This is a genomic window from Hymenobacter humi (assembly GCF_042665855.1).
Classification (GTDB): Bacteria; Bacteroidota; Bacteroidia; order Cytophagales; family Hymenobacteraceae; genus Hymenobacter; species Hymenobacter humi.
This window is the reverse complement of record NZ_JBHTEK010000001.1, coordinates 193,410-211,339: the sequence shown is the minus strand read 5'-3', so window position 1 is coordinate 211,339 and position 17,930 is coordinate 193,410. Positions and strand designations below refer to the sequence as shown.

The 17,930-nt window shown below is 55.7% G+C and carries 17 protein-coding genes and 2 pseudogenes; 10 read left to right on the top strand and 9 right to left on the bottom strand.

Annotated elements, in window-relative coordinates; all coding sequences use genetic code 11:
• Positions 1–66 precede the first annotated feature (66 nt).
• The 9 genes and pseudogenes from ACFQT0_RS01170 to ACFQT0_RS01130 all read left to right on the top strand — a co-directional run bounded on the left by ACFQT0_RS01170 (position 67) and on the right by ACFQT0_RS01130 (position 8,782).
• A complete protein-coding gene (locus ACFQT0_RS01170; protein ID WP_380199692.1) occupies positions 67–960 on the top strand; it encodes an NAD kinase in 894 nt (297 codons plus the stop codon).
• Positions 961–1,098: 138 nt separating this feature from the next.
• Positions 1,099–2,052, top strand: a complete 954-nt coding sequence (locus ACFQT0_RS01165) for a DUF6089 family protein (RefSeq protein WP_380199690.1) — start codon at positions 1,099–1,101, stop codon at positions 2,050–2,052.
• 41 nt (positions 2,053–2,093) lie between these two features.
• Positions 2,094–2,849, top strand: a complete 756-nt coding sequence (gene porG / locus ACFQT0_RS01160; RefSeq protein WP_380199688.1) for a type IX secretion system protein PorG — start codon at positions 2,094–2,096, stop codon at positions 2,847–2,849.
• A gap of 122 nt (positions 2,850–2,971) precedes the next feature.
• Positions 2,972–3,718 carry an isoprenyl transferase gene (locus tag ACFQT0_RS01155; RefSeq protein WP_380199685.1) on the top strand — a complete coding sequence of 249 codons (747 nt, stop codon included), beginning with the start codon at positions 2,972–2,974 and terminating at the stop codon, positions 3,716–3,718.
• A gap of 42 nt (positions 3,719–3,760) precedes the next feature.
• Complete coding sequence (bamA, locus tag ACFQT0_RS01150; protein WP_380199683.1) at positions 3,761–5,566, top strand: outer membrane protein assembly factor BamA; 1,806 nt, start codon at positions 3,761–3,763, stop codon at positions 5,564–5,566.
• On the top strand, positions 5,469–6,248 hold the full coding sequence (locus tag ACFQT0_RS01145; RefSeq protein WP_380199681.1) for a hypothetical protein: 780 nt from the start codon (positions 5,469–5,471) through the stop codon (positions 6,246–6,248). Before bamA ends, ACFQT0_RS01145 begins: the two co-directional genes overlap by 98 nt.
• Before the next feature lie 38 nt (positions 6,249–6,286).
• Positions 6,287–6,970: an OmpH family outer membrane protein gene (locus ACFQT0_RS01140; protein WP_380199679.1), complete on the top strand. Its 684-nt coding sequence runs from the start codon at positions 6,287–6,289 to the stop codon at positions 6,968–6,970.
• A 250-nt stretch (positions 6,971–7,220) separates the two neighbouring features.
• Positions 7,221–7,643 (top strand): annotated as a pseudogene (locus ACFQT0_RS01135) (OmpH family outer membrane protein); the annotation flags it as partial.
• 74 nt (positions 7,644–7,717) lie between these two features.
• Positions 7,718–8,782 carry an RluA family pseudouridine synthase gene (locus ACFQT0_RS01130; protein ID WP_380199677.1) on the top strand — a complete coding sequence of 355 codons (1,065 nt, stop codon included), beginning with the start codon at positions 7,718–7,720 and terminating at the stop codon, positions 8,780–8,782.
• Positions 8,783–8,854: 72 nt separating this feature from the next.
• Here ACFQT0_RS01130 and ACFQT0_RS01125 read toward each other — a convergent pair whose 3' ends face one another.
• From ACFQT0_RS01125 to mazG, 9 genes and pseudogenes are all read right to left on the bottom strand, one after another.
• Positions 8,855–10,498, bottom strand: coding sequence for a tetratricopeptide repeat protein (locus ACFQT0_RS01125; protein WP_380199675.1), 1,644 nt, complete (start codon positions 10,496–10,498; stop codon positions 8,855–8,857).
• A 55-nt stretch (positions 10,499–10,553) separates the two neighbouring features.
• A complete protein-coding gene (locus ACFQT0_RS01120; RefSeq protein ID WP_380199673.1) occupies positions 10,554–11,549 on the bottom strand; it encodes a PstS family phosphate ABC transporter substrate-binding protein in 996 nt (331 codons plus the stop codon).
• On the bottom strand, positions 11,542–11,736 hold the full coding sequence (locus ACFQT0_RS01115) for a hypothetical protein (protein WP_380199671.1): 195 nt from the start codon (positions 11,734–11,736) through the stop codon (positions 11,542–11,544). Before ACFQT0_RS01115 ends, ACFQT0_RS01120 begins: the two co-directional genes overlap by 8 nt.
• Positions 11,737–12,298: 562 nt before the next feature.
• A complete protein-coding gene (locus ACFQT0_RS01110; protein ID WP_380199669.1) occupies positions 12,299–12,781 on the bottom strand; it encodes an energy transducer TonB in 483 nt (160 codons plus the stop codon).
• Positions 12,778–13,125: a hypothetical protein gene (locus tag ACFQT0_RS01105; RefSeq protein ID WP_380199667.1), complete on the bottom strand. Its 348-nt coding sequence runs from the start codon at positions 13,123–13,125 to the stop codon at positions 12,778–12,780. The genes ACFQT0_RS01110 and ACFQT0_RS01105 overlap by 4 nt, the downstream gene beginning before the upstream one ends.
• Positions 13,122–13,658, bottom strand: coding sequence for an ExbD/TolR family protein (locus tag ACFQT0_RS01100; protein ID WP_380199665.1), 537 nt, complete (start codon positions 13,656–13,658; stop codon positions 13,122–13,124). Before ACFQT0_RS01100 ends, ACFQT0_RS01105 begins: the two co-directional genes overlap by 4 nt.
• 57 nt (positions 13,659–13,715) lie before the next feature.
• Positions 13,716–14,348, bottom strand: coding sequence for an ExbD/TolR family protein (locus ACFQT0_RS01095; protein ID WP_380199663.1), 633 nt, complete (start codon positions 14,346–14,348; stop codon positions 13,716–13,718).
• Between the two features lie 85 nt (positions 14,349–14,433).
• Positions 14,434–15,326, bottom strand: a pseudogene (locus ACFQT0_RS01090) (MotA/TolQ/ExbB proton channel family protein).
• A 269-nt stretch (positions 15,327–15,595) separates the two neighbouring features.
• Positions 15,596–16,453, bottom strand: a complete 858-nt coding sequence (gene mazG, locus ACFQT0_RS01085) for a nucleoside triphosphate pyrophosphohydrolase (protein ID WP_380199661.1) — start codon at positions 16,451–16,453, stop codon at positions 15,596–15,598.
• A 75-nt stretch (positions 16,454–16,528) separates the two neighbouring features.
• Between mazG and glmM the strand changes: the two genes are divergently transcribed.
• Positions 16,529–17,926: a phosphoglucosamine mutase gene (glmM, locus tag ACFQT0_RS01080; RefSeq protein ID WP_380199659.1), complete on the top strand. Its 1,398-nt coding sequence runs from the start codon at positions 16,529–16,531 to the stop codon at positions 17,924–17,926.
• Positions 17,927–17,930: the final 4 nt, after the last annotated feature.

Sequence of the window (17,930 nt, the reverse complement as noted above, 5' to 3'; positions counted from 1 at the left end):
CCCATTCGGTTATCAATTTGTTACGTAACCTTATTCTTCGCTGCGTACTCTGCCTCACCTCTCCGCATGAAAATCGCCATCCTCGGCAAGCCGTTTGACGACGAAGCAGCCCCGGCCATTCAGGCATTGCTTGATGACTTGGCCTTCCGCCGGGCCGAAGTGCGCATCGGCGAAGCCTTTCGCACCTTCCTGGACAACCGCTTGCGCCTGCCGGAGGGCACCACCGAATTCCGCCGCGGCGACTCCTTGCGCGGCGTGCAGTACGTGCTCAGCATTGGCGGCGACGGCACCCTGCTCGACACCGTGACGTATGTGGGCAGCCTCCAAATCCCCATTCTGGGCATCCACACCGGCCGGCTGGGCTTTCTGGCCACCATCACGCCCGACCGCATAGCTCAAGCCATTGATGCCCTTTACAAAGGCCATTTCAACATCGAAGAGCGCAGCCTGATTCGCGTTGACACCGACCCCGACGTCTTCGGCAGCCTCAACTTTGGCCTCAACGAATTCAGTGTGCTGAAGCGCGATACCTCGTCCATGATTGTCGTGCACACGTACATCGACGGCGAATATCTGAACTCCTATTGGGCCGATGGCTTGGTCGTGGCAACTCCTACGGGCTCAACCGGCTATTCCCTGAGCTGTGGGGGACCCGTGATGCTGCCCCAGACCAACAATTTTATCATTGCGCCCGTATGCCCCCACAATTTGAATGTGCGTCCCCTGGTGGTGTCAGATCAGAGCGTGATTTCCTTTGAGATAGAAGGCCGTAGTACCAGCTACATGCTGGCCCTCGACTCGCGCTCCCTGCCCGTAGAAGCCTCCGTTCAGATTGCCGTGCGCCGCGAAACGTTCAATGCGCGCTTGGTTAAGCTCAACCATGTAAACTTTCTCAGTACGTTGCGTAGCAAGTTAAACTGGGGCCTTGACCGACGGAATCCAGCTGGGATACAATTGTAACTATGCTATTTCTTGTTTAAAATATCTTCGAAAGTTTTTTTAGTTCCCAATAACGCCTACTTTTGTCACTGTCTGAAACTGCGCATCTACTGTTCGGTTCCCAACATCGAAACCTCGCATTCACAATTTTGCTGCCTTATGAAAAATATTTTCACGTATTCTACGGCCTTTGTGCTCGGGTTGGCCTTGGTGGCTACGCCGGATGCAGATGCCCAACAGTTCAGTAAACGGAAGCAGTATAACTCCGTGGGCTTTAGCCTTAATGCAGTGAACTATTTCGGTGACGTAACCCCAGTTACTAACTTCACAAGTTTGCGTTTAGGTGCTACTCGTGTGGGTGCCGGCGTTTCTATTACCCGTCGTTTCTATCCACGTTTGTCCGGGCGGTTTGCTCTTTCGTACGGCCGTATCTCCGGTGATGACAAGTTGGCTGCTGACCCCAATGACCCTGATGCTCGTTACCGTTACAACCGGAATATGAGCTTCCGAAATGATATTGTTGAAGCTTCGGGGGTTGCTATTTTCGACCTGATTGAAAATCGCAACAACTATCTGAAGCGCCCGGACTTCGTGCCCTACGTATTTGCTGGCGTTGCCGGTTTCTACCATAATCCCAAGGGCCTCGCCGGTCCTAATGCTCCGGGCTTGAAAAATGGAGAATACGTCGCCCTGGCTCAGTTAAAGACTGAGGGACAAGCCAGTGCATATGGAAAAACCCAGATTGCTATCCCATTTGGTGGTGGTATCCGTTACCGAATTAACCGCAACTTCGATGCGAGCTTGGAAATTGGATGGCGTAAAACCTTTACTGATTACCTGGACGACGTAGGAGGCCGTTACGCGTCTAAGTTTTCAACGCCTCAGCAAGCATACTTTGGTGGCGGCAATCCTACCGCTTCGGCAACTGTTGGCGGCGGCGGTACCTATGAGACTGGTGGTGGTCTGACTCGTTCAAGAACTGATTTCCCAGGTTTTGACACCCCCGGCGAATTGCGTGGCGACAAGGGCAATAAAACCGACTGGTACATCGTTACCGGTGTAAGCTTGAACTACATCTTGACGCCCCGCATCAAGAACCCCAAGTTCCGCTAGCCTATCTTGCTGGCTGATTTTATACACTACAGTCAGTTTGAATGACAAATTCTGTTTTCCACAGCGCACTCCTCGTTTGCTTGACGCAAGCGGGGAGTGCGTTTTTTTGCCCTGCCGCTTCAGCTCAGAATACCAGTGAAATTGGTATTGGAATTGGGACGACCAACTACCGTGGAGAGGTTTCTCCTGAATATCAGCTGAAGAATAATCGGCCGGCGTTCACTGCGTTTTATCGCAAGGACGTTTCGGTGCCCATCACCCTGCGGGGCGCTTTCACCGCGGGCCTGCTACGGGCGGCTGATGATAATGTCAGAGGCGTCGATGGAGAGGTGCCGCCTTTGCATAATTACCGGCAGGTGAACACCAAAGGTTCCTTGCTGGAAGCCTCGGCGGTCATGGAGTATAACTTCATGGATTATCATTACCGAACGAACAAAATTCACTTTACTCCCTATGTTTTTGTGGGCGTTGCGGCATTCTATGCCAATACCACGACGGTGAGTAACAACGCTGCCCTAAGAGAAGCCTTTAATCAGAAAGGTTCCATGCTGGGCTTTGCCATTCCGGCAGGAGTAGGCTTCAAGTATGCTTTATCGCGGCATATCAACTTAGGCCTGGAGGCCGGGGCCCGCAAAGCCTTTACCGACCAGCTCGACCATTTATCAGAACAAGACCCCCTGCTGGTGAACCGTCATAACCAGGACTGGTATTATTACAGCGGGATAAGTTTGTCCTATACGTTTTATAAGATACGGTGCCCGGAACCTTATAAAAACAACCCTGAGCTACTTAGGTAGCAGCAGCGCGGGGCAAAGAAGGGTGGATGGCAGTGGCTGGATGCGCGGTGTTAATGCACCTGCGCCGCCGCTAAATGCAACCATTTCCGTAACTTGCGTCCTCTTTTAGCGAAACCGCAAGGATGACCGGCAAGGCCGAAATAGATACTCAGAATATTCCCGCCCACGTGGCTGTTATCATGGATGGTAACGGGCGTTGGGCCAAGCAGCGGGGCGGCTTGCGCGTGTTTGGGCACCAAAGCGCCATCACCGCCGTGCGCGAAACTGTGGAAGAAGCAGCCGAACTCGGCGTGCGCTATCTCACATTGTATGCTTTCTCCACAGAGAACTGGAACCGCCCGGCGCTCGAGGTCATGGCGCTGATGCAACTGCTGGTGCATACCATTCGCCAGGAAACCGCGACGCTGCTTAAGAACAGCATTCGCTTGGAAGCCATTGGCGACATCAGTACCCTGCCGGCCAACTGCCAGCGCGAGCTGGCGGAGGCCAAGGAGCTAACCAAAGCCGGTACCCGCATGACGTTGGTGCTGGCCCTGAGCTACAGCGGGCGTTGGGACTTAACCCAGGCCGCCCAGCGCATGGCGGCAGACGTAGCCAGCGGCAAACTGCAGCCCGCCAACGTAACCGAAGGCACCGTAGCAAGCTATCTGGTAACGGCCAACATGCCCGACCCCGAACTTCTTATCCGCACCAGTGGCGAGCAGCGCATCAGTAATTTCCTGCTTTGGCAACTGGCTTATACCGAGCTTTATATCACCGATTTGCTCTGGCCGGACTTTCGGAAGCAGCATTTCCAGGATGCCATTCGGGCTTACCAGCGCCGGGAGCGGCGATTTGGCAAAACCAGCGAGCAAATCGCTGTATCTTAAATTTTTGTAATGATTGTTGTGCGTAATCTTTTTGTAAAATGTGTGCTGACCCTGGCGGTGCTGGGTGGCTTGGTGGCTCGTCCGGTACTGGCGCAGCAGCCCATCCCCGGCGCGGCCGATGAGCCCAAGCGTTACGTGTTGGGGGGCATTACGGTAAGCGGCACCCGTGACCTGGACCCCAACACCCTCATTGGCCTGACGGGCCTGCGAGTGGGCGACCCCATCACCATTCCTGGCGAAGAGATTGGCAAGTCTATCCGGAAGCTGTGGGCTCAGGGCATTCTTGGCGATGTGAGCGTTACCATTGCGCGCACCGAGGGCAATAAGATTTTCCTGGATTACAACCTGAAGGAGCGGCCCCGCTTGTCCAAGTTCACCTTCACGGGCATCCGCAAAAGCCAAACGGAGGACCTGACCAAGAAGATTACCCTGATTCGCGGCAAGGTGGTGACCGATGCGCTGGTGAACAACACGCGAACGCAGGTGCGCAAGTTCTTCGTTAATAAGGGCTACTTGGACGCTAAGGTGAACATCATCCAGGTGCCGGATTCGTCCTTGTCAAACAGCGTGGCTTTGCGCATCGATGTTGACAAGGGCTCGAAAGTCCGCATTCACGATATTGCTTTTGAAGGCAACACGGCTTTTTCGGACCGCAAGCTGAAAGGCAAGCTCAAGAAAACTAAGGAGCGCAAACCGTACAAGTTGTTGACGGCCGGCAAGTTCCAGCGCAACGAGTACGAAGAAGATAAAAAGAAGGTACTGGAGTTCTACAACGCGGAAGGCTACCGTGACGCCGTCATCGTAAGCGACACGCTGGTGCGCGACGACGAAGGACTGGCCCTGCGCATTCGGGTAGACGAAGGCCCGAAGTATTATTTCCGCCACATCACCTGGAGCGGCAACTACCTCTACGACGACAAGACGCTGGCCAACGTGCTGGGCATCAAGTCTGGCAGTCCGTACAGCAAAGAAATTCTGGACAAGCGCCTAAACTACAACCCGACCGGGCAGGACATTTCCTCGCTGTACCTCAATGACGGCTACTTGTTCTTCACCATCGACCCGGTCGAGACCAAAGTAGAAGGCGACTCCATCGATATTGAAATGCGGCTGAGCGAAGGCGTACAGGCCCACATCAAGGATATCAATATCGCCGGCAACACCAAGACCAGCGACCACGTGCTGCGCCGTACCCTGCGCACGCTGCCCGGCGACAAGTTCAACCGGGAATTGCTCATTCGTTCGCAGCGGGAGATAGCCACGTTGGGCTATTTTGACCCGGAAAAGATTGGCATCAACCCGGTGCCTAATCCGGTGGATGGTACCGTAGACATCAACTACACGGTGGTAGAGAAGCCCTCCGACCAGGTAACGCTGTCGGGCGGCTGGGGTGGTTACGCCGGCTTTATCGGAACCGTGGGCCTGGTGTTCAACAACTTCTCGCTGCGCAAAGCCGGTACGCTGCGCAACTGGACGCCCGTGCCTTCGGGCGACGGCCAGCGGCTCGCGCTCAATGTGCAGGCCAACGGCGTGCAGTACCAGGCTTACTCGCTGTCGTTCACTGAGCCGTGGCTGGGCGGCCGCCGGCCCAACTCGTTCTCGTTCAGCCTCAACCACAGCGTGCAGCGGGCCGGCCAGGCCTTGGATGCATCGACCAGCAGCTTTATCAAAGTAAACAGTGCCTCGGTGGGCCTGGGCCGCCAGCCTGCGGGTGCCGGACGACTACTTCACGCTCAGCAACTCGTTCTCGGTGAGCCAGTACCAGACGCAGAACTACGGCCTGATTCCTGGCTTCTCGACGGGCTATGCTACCAACATCACGCTCAATACCACCTTGGCGCGCAATAGCATCGACAACCCCACGTACACCCGCCGGGGCTCGTCACTGAGCCTGAGCATGAGCTTGACGCCGCCGTATTCCCGACTTAACCCCGACCATCCCAACTCCAACGAGCTAATCGAATTCCACAAATGGATGTTTGATGCCTCGTGGTTTACGCCCATTGTCGGCAAGCTGGTGCTGAACACCCGGGCGCACTTTGGCTACCTGGGCAACTACAGCTCCAAGCGCGAGATTGGGCCGTTCGAACGGTTCAAGATGGGTGGCGCGGGCCTGGGCTACAACGGCGGCGGCAACTTCCTGGTGGGCACCGACTACGTGGGCCTGCGCGGCTACGACGACCCCCAGAGCACCTTCGCCATTCCCACGGCCCAGCAGGGTCAGCCGGGTGGGGTAGCTTTCAACAAGTACGTGCTGGAGATGCGCTATCCGGTCAGCCTCAACCCAGCGGCGACGGTGTACGTGCTGGCCTTTGCCGAAGCAGGCAATTCCTATAGCTCGTACGCCAACTACAACCCCTACAAACTGTACCGTTCGGCTGGTGTTGGCGCGCGTATCTTCATGTCGGCCTTTGGTTTGCTGGGCTTTGACTTCGGCCACGGTTTCGACCAGGTGATTCCGAGCACGGCGAATCCGGGCAAACAAGACCCGAATCACTTCCACTTTATCATCGGACAGCAAATTCGCTAGGAGGGCACTACCGGGCGAGATTTCACGTTTCCTCAGCTATGAAGAATATCCGTGGCCTGCTGGCCTTATTGTTGCTTACCGTAGCGTCGGGTGCTCAGGCACAGAAATTCGGCTGGGTCGATTCGGAGTTTATCATGGCCAAAATGCCGGAATACGCCAAAGCCCAGGTTGAGCTAAATACGTTTTCGGATACGTGGCAAAAGGAAATCGAAGCCCAGAAAAAGGACCTAGAGAAACTTTACCGGAATTATGCTGCCGAAGAAGTGGTGCTAACCGAGCCCATGAAGAAAAAGCGGCAGGACGAAATTCTGCAGAAAGAACAGGACATCAAAGCTTACCAAAACAAGCAGTTTGGCTACGAAGGCCAGCTGTTTAAGAAGCGCCAGGAACTCAATAAGCCCGTTCAGGATAAGGTATTTGAAGCCTGCGAAAAGGTGGCCAAGAAAAAGCAGCTTGCCGTGATTTTCGATAAATCGGGGGACCTGACCATGCTATACACCAACCCGGCGCACGATTACACCGAATTCGTGTTGGAGGAGCTGGGCCTGGGCGCCGAAGACCGCAACCAGCCAGGGCCTAAGGGCGTGGTAAAAACCGTAGCACCACCGAAAACGCCGGTGGATGCCAACTTTGAAACCGATTCGGGAACACCTGAGCCGGCTCCGGCTGGCAAGCCTGTTCGCCCCACCAAGAAGAATTCTACCAAGAAGAGCTTGAAGTAATTACATTTGTCTTAATATTTTTCTGACCTTTTTTCCTTTGATGAACCTCGTGAAAATCTTTCGTCTGACGCTCGCCGCCGCTCTGCTGACCGCCGGAACCTTGGCTGCCACTTCTGCGCAGGCCCAGGCCCCCTGAAAATTGGCTACACCGACGTCCAGTACGTGTTGGCCCAGATGCCCGAAAGCAAGCAAATTGAGTCGCAGCTGAAAACGTACAACGACCAGCTGGGGTCTCACCAAGAGCAAGACTACTGAATTTGAAACCAAGCTGAAGGCTTATCAGCAAGGCGGCCCGACCATGACGGACGTAGTAAAGGCCGACAAGGAGAAGGAACTGCAAAACCTGCAGCAATCCATCCAGGAGTTCCAGCAAAGCGCCCAGCAGTCGCTGCAGCAAAAGCAGCAAACGCTGCTGAAGCCCGCCCTCGACAAGCTGCAAAAGAACATCGACGACGTAGCCAATGAGAATGGCTTCACCTACGTGTTCAACTCTGATGGCGGTGGCAGCCCGCTGCTGCTGCACGCGCCCAAAGAAGGCGACATTTCGGACCTCGTGCTGAAGAAAATGGGCATCACGCCTGGTGCCGCAGCCCCCATCAAGTCGGGTCCGGCGGCTCCCGCTGCCGCTCCGGCCGCAGCGCCCTCCAAGACCAAAACTAAGACCAAGAAATAAGCGGCTTCTGCCGCTCAGTAGCAGAAAAGCCGGAGCGTTTGCTTCGGCTTTTTTCATGTACCAATGCGTTAAACATGATAAGCGACGAAGTGAATGCCGAGGACATAGAAGGGGAGGACCTCGACCTTGCGGACGGCAGCGACGAACTGTACGAGCACCACCGCATCGTGGTAGACCGCGGGCAGGAATTGCTGCGCATCGACAAGTTCTTGCAAGCCCGCCTGCGCAATACCTCGCGCAACAAGGTGCAGGAAGCCATTCGCGCGCTGGCCGTGGAAGTGAACGGCGCACCCGTAAAGCCCAACTACCGGGTAAAGCCGCAGGATACCATCACCATCACCCTGCCCGAGCCCCCGCGGGAGGACCGGGTGGTGGCCGAAGAAATGGAGCTGGATATCCGGTACGAAGACCCGGAACTGCTCATCGTGAACAAGCCCGCCGGGCTGGTGGTGCACCCCGCTTATGGCCACTGGCAAGGCACGCTCGTGAACGGACTGGCCCACCACCTTGCCAATCTGCCCACGGGCCGCAACGGCGAAATCCGGCCGGGCCTGGTCCATCGAATCGATAAGGACACTTCGGGCTTGCTGGTCATTGGCAAAACTGAGTTCGCGATGACGCACTTGTCGAACCAGTTTTTCCACCATACCATCAAGCGGAGCTATTTGGCATTGGTGTGGGGCATGCCCCCTGGCCCAACGGGTACCATAACAGGCCATATAGGCCGCAGCCTGCGCGACCGCAAGGTGCAGGCCGTATACCCCGGCGGCGAGCAAGGCAAGCCCGCGGTGACGCACTACGAGGTGCTGGAAAGCTTCGGCCCGGTAACGCTGGTGCGCTGCGTGCTCGAAACCGGCCGCACTCACCAGATTCGGGCGCATATGCAGCACATTGGGCACCCGCTATTCTCCGATGCCACGTATGGCGGTGACCGTATTCGGGTGGGCCAGAATACGGGAGCTTACCGGGCCTTTGTAGAAGGAGCCTTTCAGCTTATGCCCCGGCAGGCCCTCCACGCCCGGTCGCTGGGTTTCGCGCACCCTACTTCAGGCGCGCAGGTTTTCTTCGAATCTGAGCTGCCGGCTGACTTCGCTGCGGTGCTGGAACGCTGGCGGAACTGGGCCCAAACGGGAGAGTAAGTCCCCGGCTCAATGGAGCAAAAAAAGCCCCGACGATTAGACGTCGGGGCTTTTGCATTCAGCTCAATTCTACTATTTCTTCTTCTTAACTGCGGAAGATTTCGCGGGAGCTTTAGCCGGGGTACGCGGCTTGGCTTTGAGAATGGCAATGTTGTTAGCAGCGCCCTTATTCTCAGGGTCAAGGGCCAGCACTTGCTCAAAATTGCTCAGTGCCGTAGCCTTGTCGCCTTTCTGGAAGTTGTACACCCCCAGGTAACCATAGGCTTCTACCAGACCTTCGCGGAACTTAGCAGGGTCAGCACCTTCAGCTTTCGACAGCTCAATGTACTTTTCGTAGTGAGGCTTGGCCAAGCCTTGCTTCGCCTCGGGGTCGAGGTTGGCATTGGCTTTAGCGCGCGCCAGGTAAGCCGGCCCGTAAGTAGGACGAGCCGTGATGATGATGTTATAAGTGCTGTCGGCCTGTGCATACTGCTTGTTGCCATTGAAGGCCGTAGCTAAGCGGAATTGGTCGGTCAGGTCGCCTTTGCCACCGGCAAGCTTTTTCTTGAATACCGAAATGGCCGATTTGTAGTCCTTCTTGGCCATGTAAGCCGTGGCCAGGTCGTTCTGCAGCTCGGAGGTTTTAGCCGGGTCAGTTGACGAAGCAATAGCCTTGTTCAGGATAGCAATGCCTTCATCGGCACGGCCCGCGCGGGCCAGAATACGACCCTGATAAGAGTAGTCCTCGGGAATAATCTTATCGGCCGGCGCCGTTTTCATGTACGTGTCCATGGCCGTAGCGGCACCGTTGAAGTCGCCGGTTTCATACAGCAAGTAGGCGCGCAGGCGGTTCATGGTCAGGTTCTTCGGGTCGGCTGCAAGCACCTTATCTACCTCAGCCAGTGCCTCGGGATACTTTTTGGTCAGATACAGGAACGACGCATACTGCGCATCGGTAGCCGGCGACTTCTCAGCCAAGCCGATGTACTTCTGGAACGTACTCAGCGCGAGGTCGTACTGACCAGCGTAGTAATACATATCGGCCAACTCACGATAAGCAGGAGCGTAGCTGGGGTCCAGCTCAATGGCCTTGCTGAGGCTCTCACGAGCCGCGTTGAAGTTGCGCGAACGTACGTTCAGCACGCCTTTTTTATAGTAGGCCTGGGCGTAGCTGGGGTTGGCTGCGATGGCACGGTCAAAGCTGGTCATGGCTTCGCCACCGCCTTGGTCCGAGTGCAGAAAAACATCGCCGCGGGCTACCATAAGGGCCGGGTCGTCCTTCTTGTAAGCCGTTTGCGCAGCGGTCAGATAATTCTGGGCTTTGCCTGTGTCCTTCACGTCCGACTCCCCATAGGCCTGGGCAATCATGGTCAGCAACTTGGCGTCTTTGTTCTTGGTGGCTTTGGCAGCAGCTTCAAACTGTGCTTCGGCCGGGCCTACTTCACCTTTGGCCAGCAGGGCACGGCCGGCGGCTACTTTGCCAAAAGGCGTAGTGCCCGAGGCCCGGTTGAAGTAAAAGGCAGCCGAATCCGGCATGTCACGCATTTGGTACAGGCGGCCGAGCTCGAAAGCTGCTTCGGGCGAGGAGCCGGGACGCAGTATGGCGCGGGCTTCGTTATAACGGCCCAGTTCGATTGCGCGATGGGCTTTCTGCACGTCTTGGGCGGTGGCTGCCGTAGTGCCGGCGGCCATTGCGATGGCAACGAGCAGCGGCTGATTCCAGGGCTTGAAACTCATAGTAAGAGAAAAAGGATGAAAAAGCGTGTTGAAGATGCGTACGCGCGAAGGGCGCTTACAGTTTAGGGGTAGTCACAATGCGAGCCTGCATCTGAGCGGGCATCAAGCCCGACTTCTGAAATATCAGCTGCCCGTTCTTACCTGCGACGAAGGATGCAAACCCCGTGCCCAACCCTGCGCGCGCCTCGCGGCTGATGACGTAAAGGTTGCGCCGGAGCGGGTAATTCTGCAAATCTGGGTATTCCACCGCCTGCTGTGGCGTTTTTTCAGCCAGATAAACTTGGTAGGGCTGAATGTAATCACCGGGCTTGGGGTTGGGCCGGGCCGTAATCCGGGCAACACGGACTTTGTTCAGGAACTTCATGGCTGCCGGGTCGTCCTGGTCCGAAATCCAGTTCACCCCCACGATTCCAATTGCGTTGGGATGAGTGGCGACATAATCTAGCAGTGCCGGATTCGAAGACGCGGCAAACACCCGGGTGGTCAGCGCCGCGCCACGGGTCACCGAGTCGCGCACAAAGCGGGCAGTGCTGCTGCGGTTTGCGTCAAATACTACGTTGATATCTGCCAGGGCCTTTTTGCCGCTCAACTGAGACCAGGATTTGGTTTTGCCGGTAAAAATATCAGCCAATTGAGCGACCGTCAGCATCGAGTCGGGATTGGCCCGGTTCAGCACAATAGCCAGGCCATCGATACCAATGTGCGTGGCACGTGGCACAATATTCTGTCTATCAAAATCGGCTTTTTCCTCGGCGTTGAGTTCCCGCGATACCACAGCCAGCTTCACTTTGTCGTTGATGAGGTCAAGCATCACCTTTTCCTCGGGCTGAAAGGTCGTCTTCACGTGCGCATTGGGATAGAGCTTCGAAAAGGTATCAATCTGCGCCTGCAGGATGGGGGCGAAGGTCTCGTCCGCGCTCACGGCCACCGTGCCGCTGGTGGGGGTGTCCTGAGCACCGGGCGACCCGGGGCCGTTGCAAGACGCCACAGTCAGGACTCCCGCCAGTACCGCCAGGGCACCAGTGGTCAATAGGTGTGTGCGCTTATTCATGGTCGTTGAGGGTTTTTTTGCGAAAGTAGGTTTGGTAGCCCCGGCCGAACCGGACCACCCCGTACAGAATGAAGACCGAGCCCAGCACCCGCCGGCCAATAGGTCCCAACTGAAGCAGGCCGCCACCCGTGGGCTGGGTAGCCGACCACCAAAGCCATACACCCAGGCCTATATATACCAAGGCCATTGCCAAAACAAAGTAACGCACCAGCCGTTGGGGCGATTTACCAAGCCTTTCTTCGGTTGTGGGAATGTTGAGCATAAACAGAAGAATGCAAGAATGAGGATGTTATACAACCAAAAAACGCCGCCGAAAGGTTCGTGCAGATAATTGGCTATATATGATACTAAACCACAAAAAAGCCTAAAATTAGCCGCTTTTCATAGCAGCTTCTAACTTTCAACCGTAGTCCTGTACCTACTACATTGTTAGCCAAGGCTCCAAGTGGGAATTTGTATGGTAAAGTGACAAGTGAGGTGAGCCTAATCGGTTTTGAAAGGAGACTATTAACGCGGGTGGCCAAGCTACCACTTTGTTTTATGGCCTCCTGTATGCCTCCAGGGCCGGGTAAGATTCTCTGCCTATAGCTTGCTTCCGCACAACGGTGAAACACTCCCTACTGGTATGCGCCCATGCAAAGCCACCCTGGCATAGTTGGCCTAAGAGCTACCGAACGAAAAACCCCGGACCGGGCCGCGAGGCCCAATCCGGGGTTTTGAGTTATTCCGGCTTGTGCCAGAACAATGCTTTACTGAATCTTGAAGGTAATCGGGACCGTGAAGGATACGCTTACCGCGCGGCCGTTCTGCTTGCCGGGGATGAACGTAGGCAGGGTTTTTACTGCCCGAACCGTCTCCTCATCCAAGCCGGAGCCCAGACCCTTTACCACTTTTACGTCAGAAACCGCTCCCTGAGCATTCACCGTGAAGCTAACGAAGATGCGGCCTTCTACCTGGTTGCGAAGAGCCAGCGGAGGGTATTTAACAGCCTTCTGGATGGCTGCTACGATGGCTGCATTACCACCGCCACCGGGTAGCGAAGGCATCTGCTCTACGTAGGTGTAGACTTTGTTTTCTACAACCTCCTCAACCACTTTATCGCCTTCGCCCGAAAGCTCGCTCAGGTCCGGAGCGTCCGTGTTGCCTTTTACGGTTACGGTTGCTACGGTTTTGTCCTTGAGCTCTTCCACGTCCGGAACCTCTTCCTTTTTCACCTCTTCATCCTTCTTCACCACCGGAGGGGTAAACTTGATGGTGGTGAGCTTGGGGGAGGGGGTGGCGGTGCCTCGGGGGGCGGTGGCGGGGGCGGCGGCTTGGTTTCGTCCAGGGGAGGAGCGTCCATCAGCACGTTCTCCTGCAAGTTTTTCTTGGGCTCTTTCGGCATCTTATCTTTCAGATACTGCTGAATGAGCGGAAAAGCAATTAACAGCAAGAACACCGCCGTGGCGATAATCAGTGCGCGCGTGACGTGCCGCTGATACAAGCGACGCAGCACGTACGCACCGTATGCCTTATTGCGGCCCTCAAAAACGATGTCGTTTAAGCTGGCCTTGGCAATTTGCGAGTTATCCATCATAGCGCAGATTCTTTAATAAGGTCCAAATCGACTTGGGGAGCCTTCACCAGCGCGTATTTCTTCTGACCCGTGATGTTCATCTCGTCCAGAATGTCCACCATGTTTTTATACTTGGCGTCCGGGGTTGGCTTGATGAGGATGATGGGCTCGGGGCGCTGGCGCTGGCGTTCCAAAAGGACTTGCCGGATGCCATTGGCCGAGAAGTTCGTCACCTTCATTTCGGGCTTTGGTACGGTTTTGTCGGTCGGCGTGTTCAGGCCGTAGTAATAGTACGCCTTGTTGTCTTTGCCGAGCAGGATGGTCATGGCTTGCGAGGCCTTGATTTTCGTGTCTTCTACGTCATCAGTCTTCTTCACCGGCATCGTGAGCTGCATCACGTTGGGCTTGGCGAAGGTGGTGGTCAGCATGAAGAAGGTGAGCAGTAGAAAGGCCAAGTCCACCATCGGGGTCATGTCGATTTTGGTCGACATTTTCTTGGCCCGCTTTTTCCCACCTTTCCCACCGGAATCGGCTTTTCCTTGAATTTCTGCCATGGGATTTACTTAAGTGAATGGATTGGGAAATGCTTGGCTTGTGCGAGGTGCTACGTTTTATTTAGCAGCTGCTACGGGCCGATTCTCCAAGTCCGTGATGAGGTTGAAACGGTTGATGTCGCGTTCCTGCAGAAGCTTGATAACCTGCTGCACCGTCGGTACGTCGGCGTTGCCGTCGCCTTTGATGGCGATGTAGGTGGGCTTCTTGAAAAGGGCCTGGTTGGCCCGGCGAGCTTCCAGCACCCAGTCAATAAGCTGGTTGTTGAGCGAGTCGATGGGAACACCCGGCTGCTGGGCATTCAGCTGCTTGCGTTCTTCCTTTTCAACGTTGAGGTAAGAACCCAATTGGTTGATGGGAAGACCAAAGTTGGGCAGGTTGCCAAACTCCTTGGCCTGAGCCGCAGTGAAGTTAACGCCGTATTTGGCACCCACCCGCTGCAAGGCCTGTACCTTGGTTTTGGGGTCGTCAACGCCAAAAAACACGCGCTTTTTGTTGTCGATGGTCAGCGTAATAACATTGCTTTCGGGCAGTTTAAGCTCCGAGACAGACGATGGCGTGTCCACCACCACCGTCTCTTCAGGAGCAAACTTGGTGGTGAGCATGAAGAACGTCACCAGCAAGAAGGCCAGGTCCACCATCGGCGTCATGTCGAGCGACGGCGAGGTACGGTGCGGTTTTACTTTAGGCATTGCGAGGTGTGATTAAAAGGGGGCCATTCGTTCTGTTCTCCTGAACGAATCGCCCCACATTTTAGTGCATCAGTGAAAAACGGAATTAAACCGTCCGAACCGGCTGGTTCGCATTCGCGTTGCTGCCGTGCTGGCCAGCAAAGGTCTGGATGATGCTGAAGCCTGCCTCGTCGATGCTGTAAGTCAGCTCGTCGATTTTGCTGGTGAAGTAGTTGTAGGCTACAATGGCGAGTGCCGAAGTACCGATACCGAGAGCCGTGTTAATCAGAGCTTCCGAGATACCGTTTGCCAGAGCTACTGCATCGGGGCTACCGGCCTGCGCCAGAGCGGCGAAGGCGTTAATCATGCCGAATACCGTGCCGAGCAGACCCGTCAGCGTGGCGATAGAAGCCAGGGTCGAAATGATAACCAGGTTCTTTTCCAGCATCGGCAGTTCAAGCGCGGTGCTTTCTTCGATTTCTTTCTGGATGGCGAGTACACGCTGGTCGGTGCCCATGCTGGTTTCGCGCGACATCTCGTTGTATTTCATCAAGCCGGCTTTCACCACGTTAGCTACCGAGCCTTTCTGCTGGTCGCAGGCGGCGAGGGCGCCATTGATGTCGTTGGCGTTGAGTTTCTGGCGCACGGTGCGCACGAAAGCTTCAATGCTCTTGCTGCCTTTGGCTTTGCTGATGGTGAGGAAACGCTCAATCGAGAACGTGATTACGCAGAGCAGCATGGTCATCAGGACGGGTACGATAACACCGCCCTTGTACACAATGCCGAGGTAATCACCGGCCATTGGGTTGTTTTTGTTGTCGCCCCCTGGAAGTGGCTGCCGTCACCTAAGACAAATTTGTAAACGACAACGCTAACTATGAAGGCTAGGATGATAACCAGGACGGAGAACAGCGAGGCTCCACCGCTGCTTTGGGCTTCGGCTTTGGCGGCCGTTGCGGCGGGCCGGGGGCTCGTATTCATGGCATTTTTCTGTTCCATTGTTCCGGAGTGTTTGGGGTTGGTTGTTGAGTGAAGTAGTTGAATTGAATGGGTAAATAAAAAGCTAAAATTTGGTTAGCGCCGCAGAACCCGGCAAAAGAACAATCGATAATCCCGTAATGGAGGATTAAAATGGTACTTACCGAAGTACAAGCTACACACCGAGCCGTCTTAGCTGGGCAAACCTAACCAAAAAGCGTGGTCCGACCAAAGAATGCTTGGCCGGAGCCAGTAGAAAAGAACGGAAACGCGGTAGAAATGGGACAACGCTAATTTGGGCCTTTGGGTTGGGTTGGGCGGCGTTTGGCTTCTTCCCAGTACATGTCCATTTCAGCTAAAGTAAGGTCAGCCAAGTGCTGGCCGTTGGCCGTGGCGGCGGCTTCGAGGTACTGAAACCGGCTGATAAACTTGCGGTTGGTGCGCTCGAGGGCTTCCTCGGGGTTGATGCCCGCAAAGCGGGCAAAGTTGACCAATGAAAATAGCAAATCGCCGAACTCATCGGCGGCTTTTTCGGCATCCATTTTCTCGGGTTGGCCGTGGCTGTACTCGTCGCCAAATTCTGCTAATTCTTCTTTTACTTTCTCCCACACCTGCTCGGGCTGCTCCCAATCGAAGCCCGCGCCGCGCGCTTTCTCCTGAATGCGCATGGCCTTTACCAGCGCCGGAAGCGAGGTGGGCACGCCTCCCAGGACCCCGGTTGTATTGCCTTTTTCCTTCAACTTGAGCTGTTCCCAGTTGCGTTTTACGGTGTCTTCGTCGTCGGCCTGCACATCTCCATAGATGTGCGGATGCCGGTAAATGAGCTTTTCGCACTGCGCGTTCAGCACGTCGGCGATGTCGAAGGCACCTTTTTCGGCGGCAATGCGGGCATAAAACATCAGGTGCAGCATCACGTCGCCCAATTCCTTTTTCAGGTCGGGCAAATCATCGCGCAGAATGGCATCGCTGATTTCGTAGGTTTCCTCGATGGTGAGGTGGCGCAGGGTCTGCAGCGTTTGTTTTTTATCCCAGGGACACTCGGTGCGCAGGCGGTCGAGCACGTCGAGCAGGCGGCCAAATGCTTCGAGCTGGGCCGGGCGGCGCGCACTGGTAAGCAGAACACTAGGGGTAGAAACGGTATTTTCCATTGTTCCAAAGATAAATATTGGTGTCGGCAACCGGCCGCCAATGCCTAAATTTGTTCTTTCAAAAAACTTTACCCCGTGACTTTAATAAAATCTATTTCCGGCATTCGCGGCACCATTGGCGGGCCCGTTGGGCAAGGCCTGACCCCGCTCGACGTGGTAAAGTATGCCGCTGCCTACGGTACGTGGGTAAAAACACAAGCTACTGACAGCAAGCTCATCATCATTGGCCGCGACGCCCGGATTTCCGGCGAAATGGTCAGCCGGCTCGTTTCGGCTACCCTGCAGGGGCTGGGGCTGGATGTGTGCGACCTCGGGCTGAGCACAACACCGACGGTGGAAATGGCGGTTCCCGCCAAAAAAGCGGCCGGTGGCATCATCCTCACCGCCTCGCACAACCCCAAGCAGTGGAATGCGCTGAAACTGCTCAACGCGCACGGCGAGTTTATTTCCGAAACCGACGGGCAGCAGGTGCTGGCCCTGGCCGAGAGCGAAGACTTCGAGTTTGCGCCCGTTACGAAGCTCGGGCAGTACACCACCGATGCGACCTTCCTCAAAAAGCACATCAAAGCCATTCTGGCCCTGCCGCTGGTCGACGTAGAAGCCATTCGGGCCCGCAACTTTCGGGTGGTGGTCGATGCCGTCAATTCCTCGGGCGGCTTTGCCGTACCGCAGCTATTAGAAGCTTTGGGCGTAAAAACCATTGAAAAGCTGCACTGCGAGCCCACCGGCGACTTTGCCCACAACCCCGAGCCGCTGCCCGAGCACCTGCGCGACATTGCCAAAGTGCTGGAAAAAGGCGGCTTCGACCTCGGCATCGTGGTAGACCCCGACGTAGACCGCCTCGCCCTCGTGAGCGAAAACGGTGAAATGTTCGGCGAAGAATACACGCTGGTGGCCGTGGCCGACTACGTGCTCAAGCAGATGGGCGGCGGCAACACTGTGAGCAACCTGAGCAGCACCCGTGCCCTGCGCGACGTAACCGAGAAAGCCGGCGGCCAGTACTCCGCTGCGGCGGTAGGCGAAGTGAACGTGGTGACCAAGATGAAGGAAACCAACGCTGTGATTGGCGGCGAAGGCAACGGCGGCATCATTTACCCGGAGCTGCACTACGGCCGCGACGCCTTGGTGGGCATTGCGCTGTTCCTGACCCACGTGGCCAAATCGGGCCTGACCATGAGCCGGCTGCGCAATTCTTACCCGGGGTACTTCATCTCCAAGAATAAAATTGAGCTGACCGCCGACATCGACACCGACGACGTTCTCACGCAAATGGAGAAGCGCTACGCCAAGCAGCCCGTAAATACGATTGACGGCGTGAAAATCGAGTTCGACAAGGAGTGGGTGCATTTGCGCAAGTCTAACACCGAGCCCATTATCCGCATCTACGCCGAGTCGGATTCCAACGCCACAGCTAATTATTTGGCGCAGAAAATCATCGGCGACATCAAAGAAATTATTGCGGTGAAAGCCTAAGGCT

Bases quoted from the DNA above. Each gene is read 5' to 3' on its own strand.
- ACFQT0_RS01115 (WP_380199671.1), bottom strand. From the start codon at position 11,736: ATGGCCTTGGTATATATAGGCCTGGGTGTATGGCTTTGGTGGTCGGCT.
- ACFQT0_RS01125 (WP_380199675.1), bottom strand. From the start codon at position 10,498: ATGAGTTTCAAGCCCTGGAATCAGCCGCTGCTCGTTGCCATCGCAATG.
- ACFQT0_RS01095 (WP_380199663.1), bottom strand. From the start codon at position 14,348: ATGCCTAAAGTAAAACCGCACCGTACCTCGCCGTCGCTCGACATGACG.
- ACFQT0_RS01105 (WP_380199667.1), bottom strand. From the start codon at position 13,125: ATGATGGATAACTCGCAAATTGCCAAGGCCAGCTTAAACGACATCGTT.
- ACFQT0_RS01170 (WP_380199692.1), top strand. From the start codon at position 67: ATGAAAATCGCCATCCTCGGCAAGCCGTTTGACGACGAAGCAGCCCCG.
- mazG (WP_380199661.1), bottom strand. From the start codon at position 16,453: ATGGAAAATACCGTTTCTACCCCTAGTGTTCTGCTTACCAGTGCGCGC.
- porG (WP_380199688.1), top strand. From the start codon at position 2,094: ATGACAAATTCTGTTTTCCACAGCGCACTCCTCGTTTGCTTGACGCAA.
- ACFQT0_RS01165 (WP_380199690.1), top strand. From the start codon at position 1,099: ATGAAAAATATTTTCACGTATTCTACGGCCTTTGTGCTCGGGTTGGCC.
- ACFQT0_RS01120 (WP_380199673.1), bottom strand. From the start codon at position 11,549: ATGAATAAGCGCACACACCTATTGACCACTGGTGCCCTGGCGGTACTG.
- ACFQT0_RS01155 (WP_380199685.1), top strand. From the start codon at position 2,972: ATGACCGGCAAGGCCGAAATAGATACTCAGAATATTCCCGCCCACGTG.
- ACFQT0_RS01100 (WP_380199665.1), bottom strand. From the start codon at position 13,658: ATGGCAGAAATTCAAGGAAAAGCCGATTCCGGTGGGAAAGGTGGGAAA.
- ACFQT0_RS01140 (WP_380199679.1), top strand. From the start codon at position 6,287: ATGAAGAATATCCGTGGCCTGCTGGCCTTATTGTTGCTTACCGTAGCG.
- ACFQT0_RS01130 (WP_380199677.1), top strand. From the start codon at position 7,718: ATGATAAGCGACGAAGTGAATGCCGAGGACATAGAAGGGGAGGACCTC.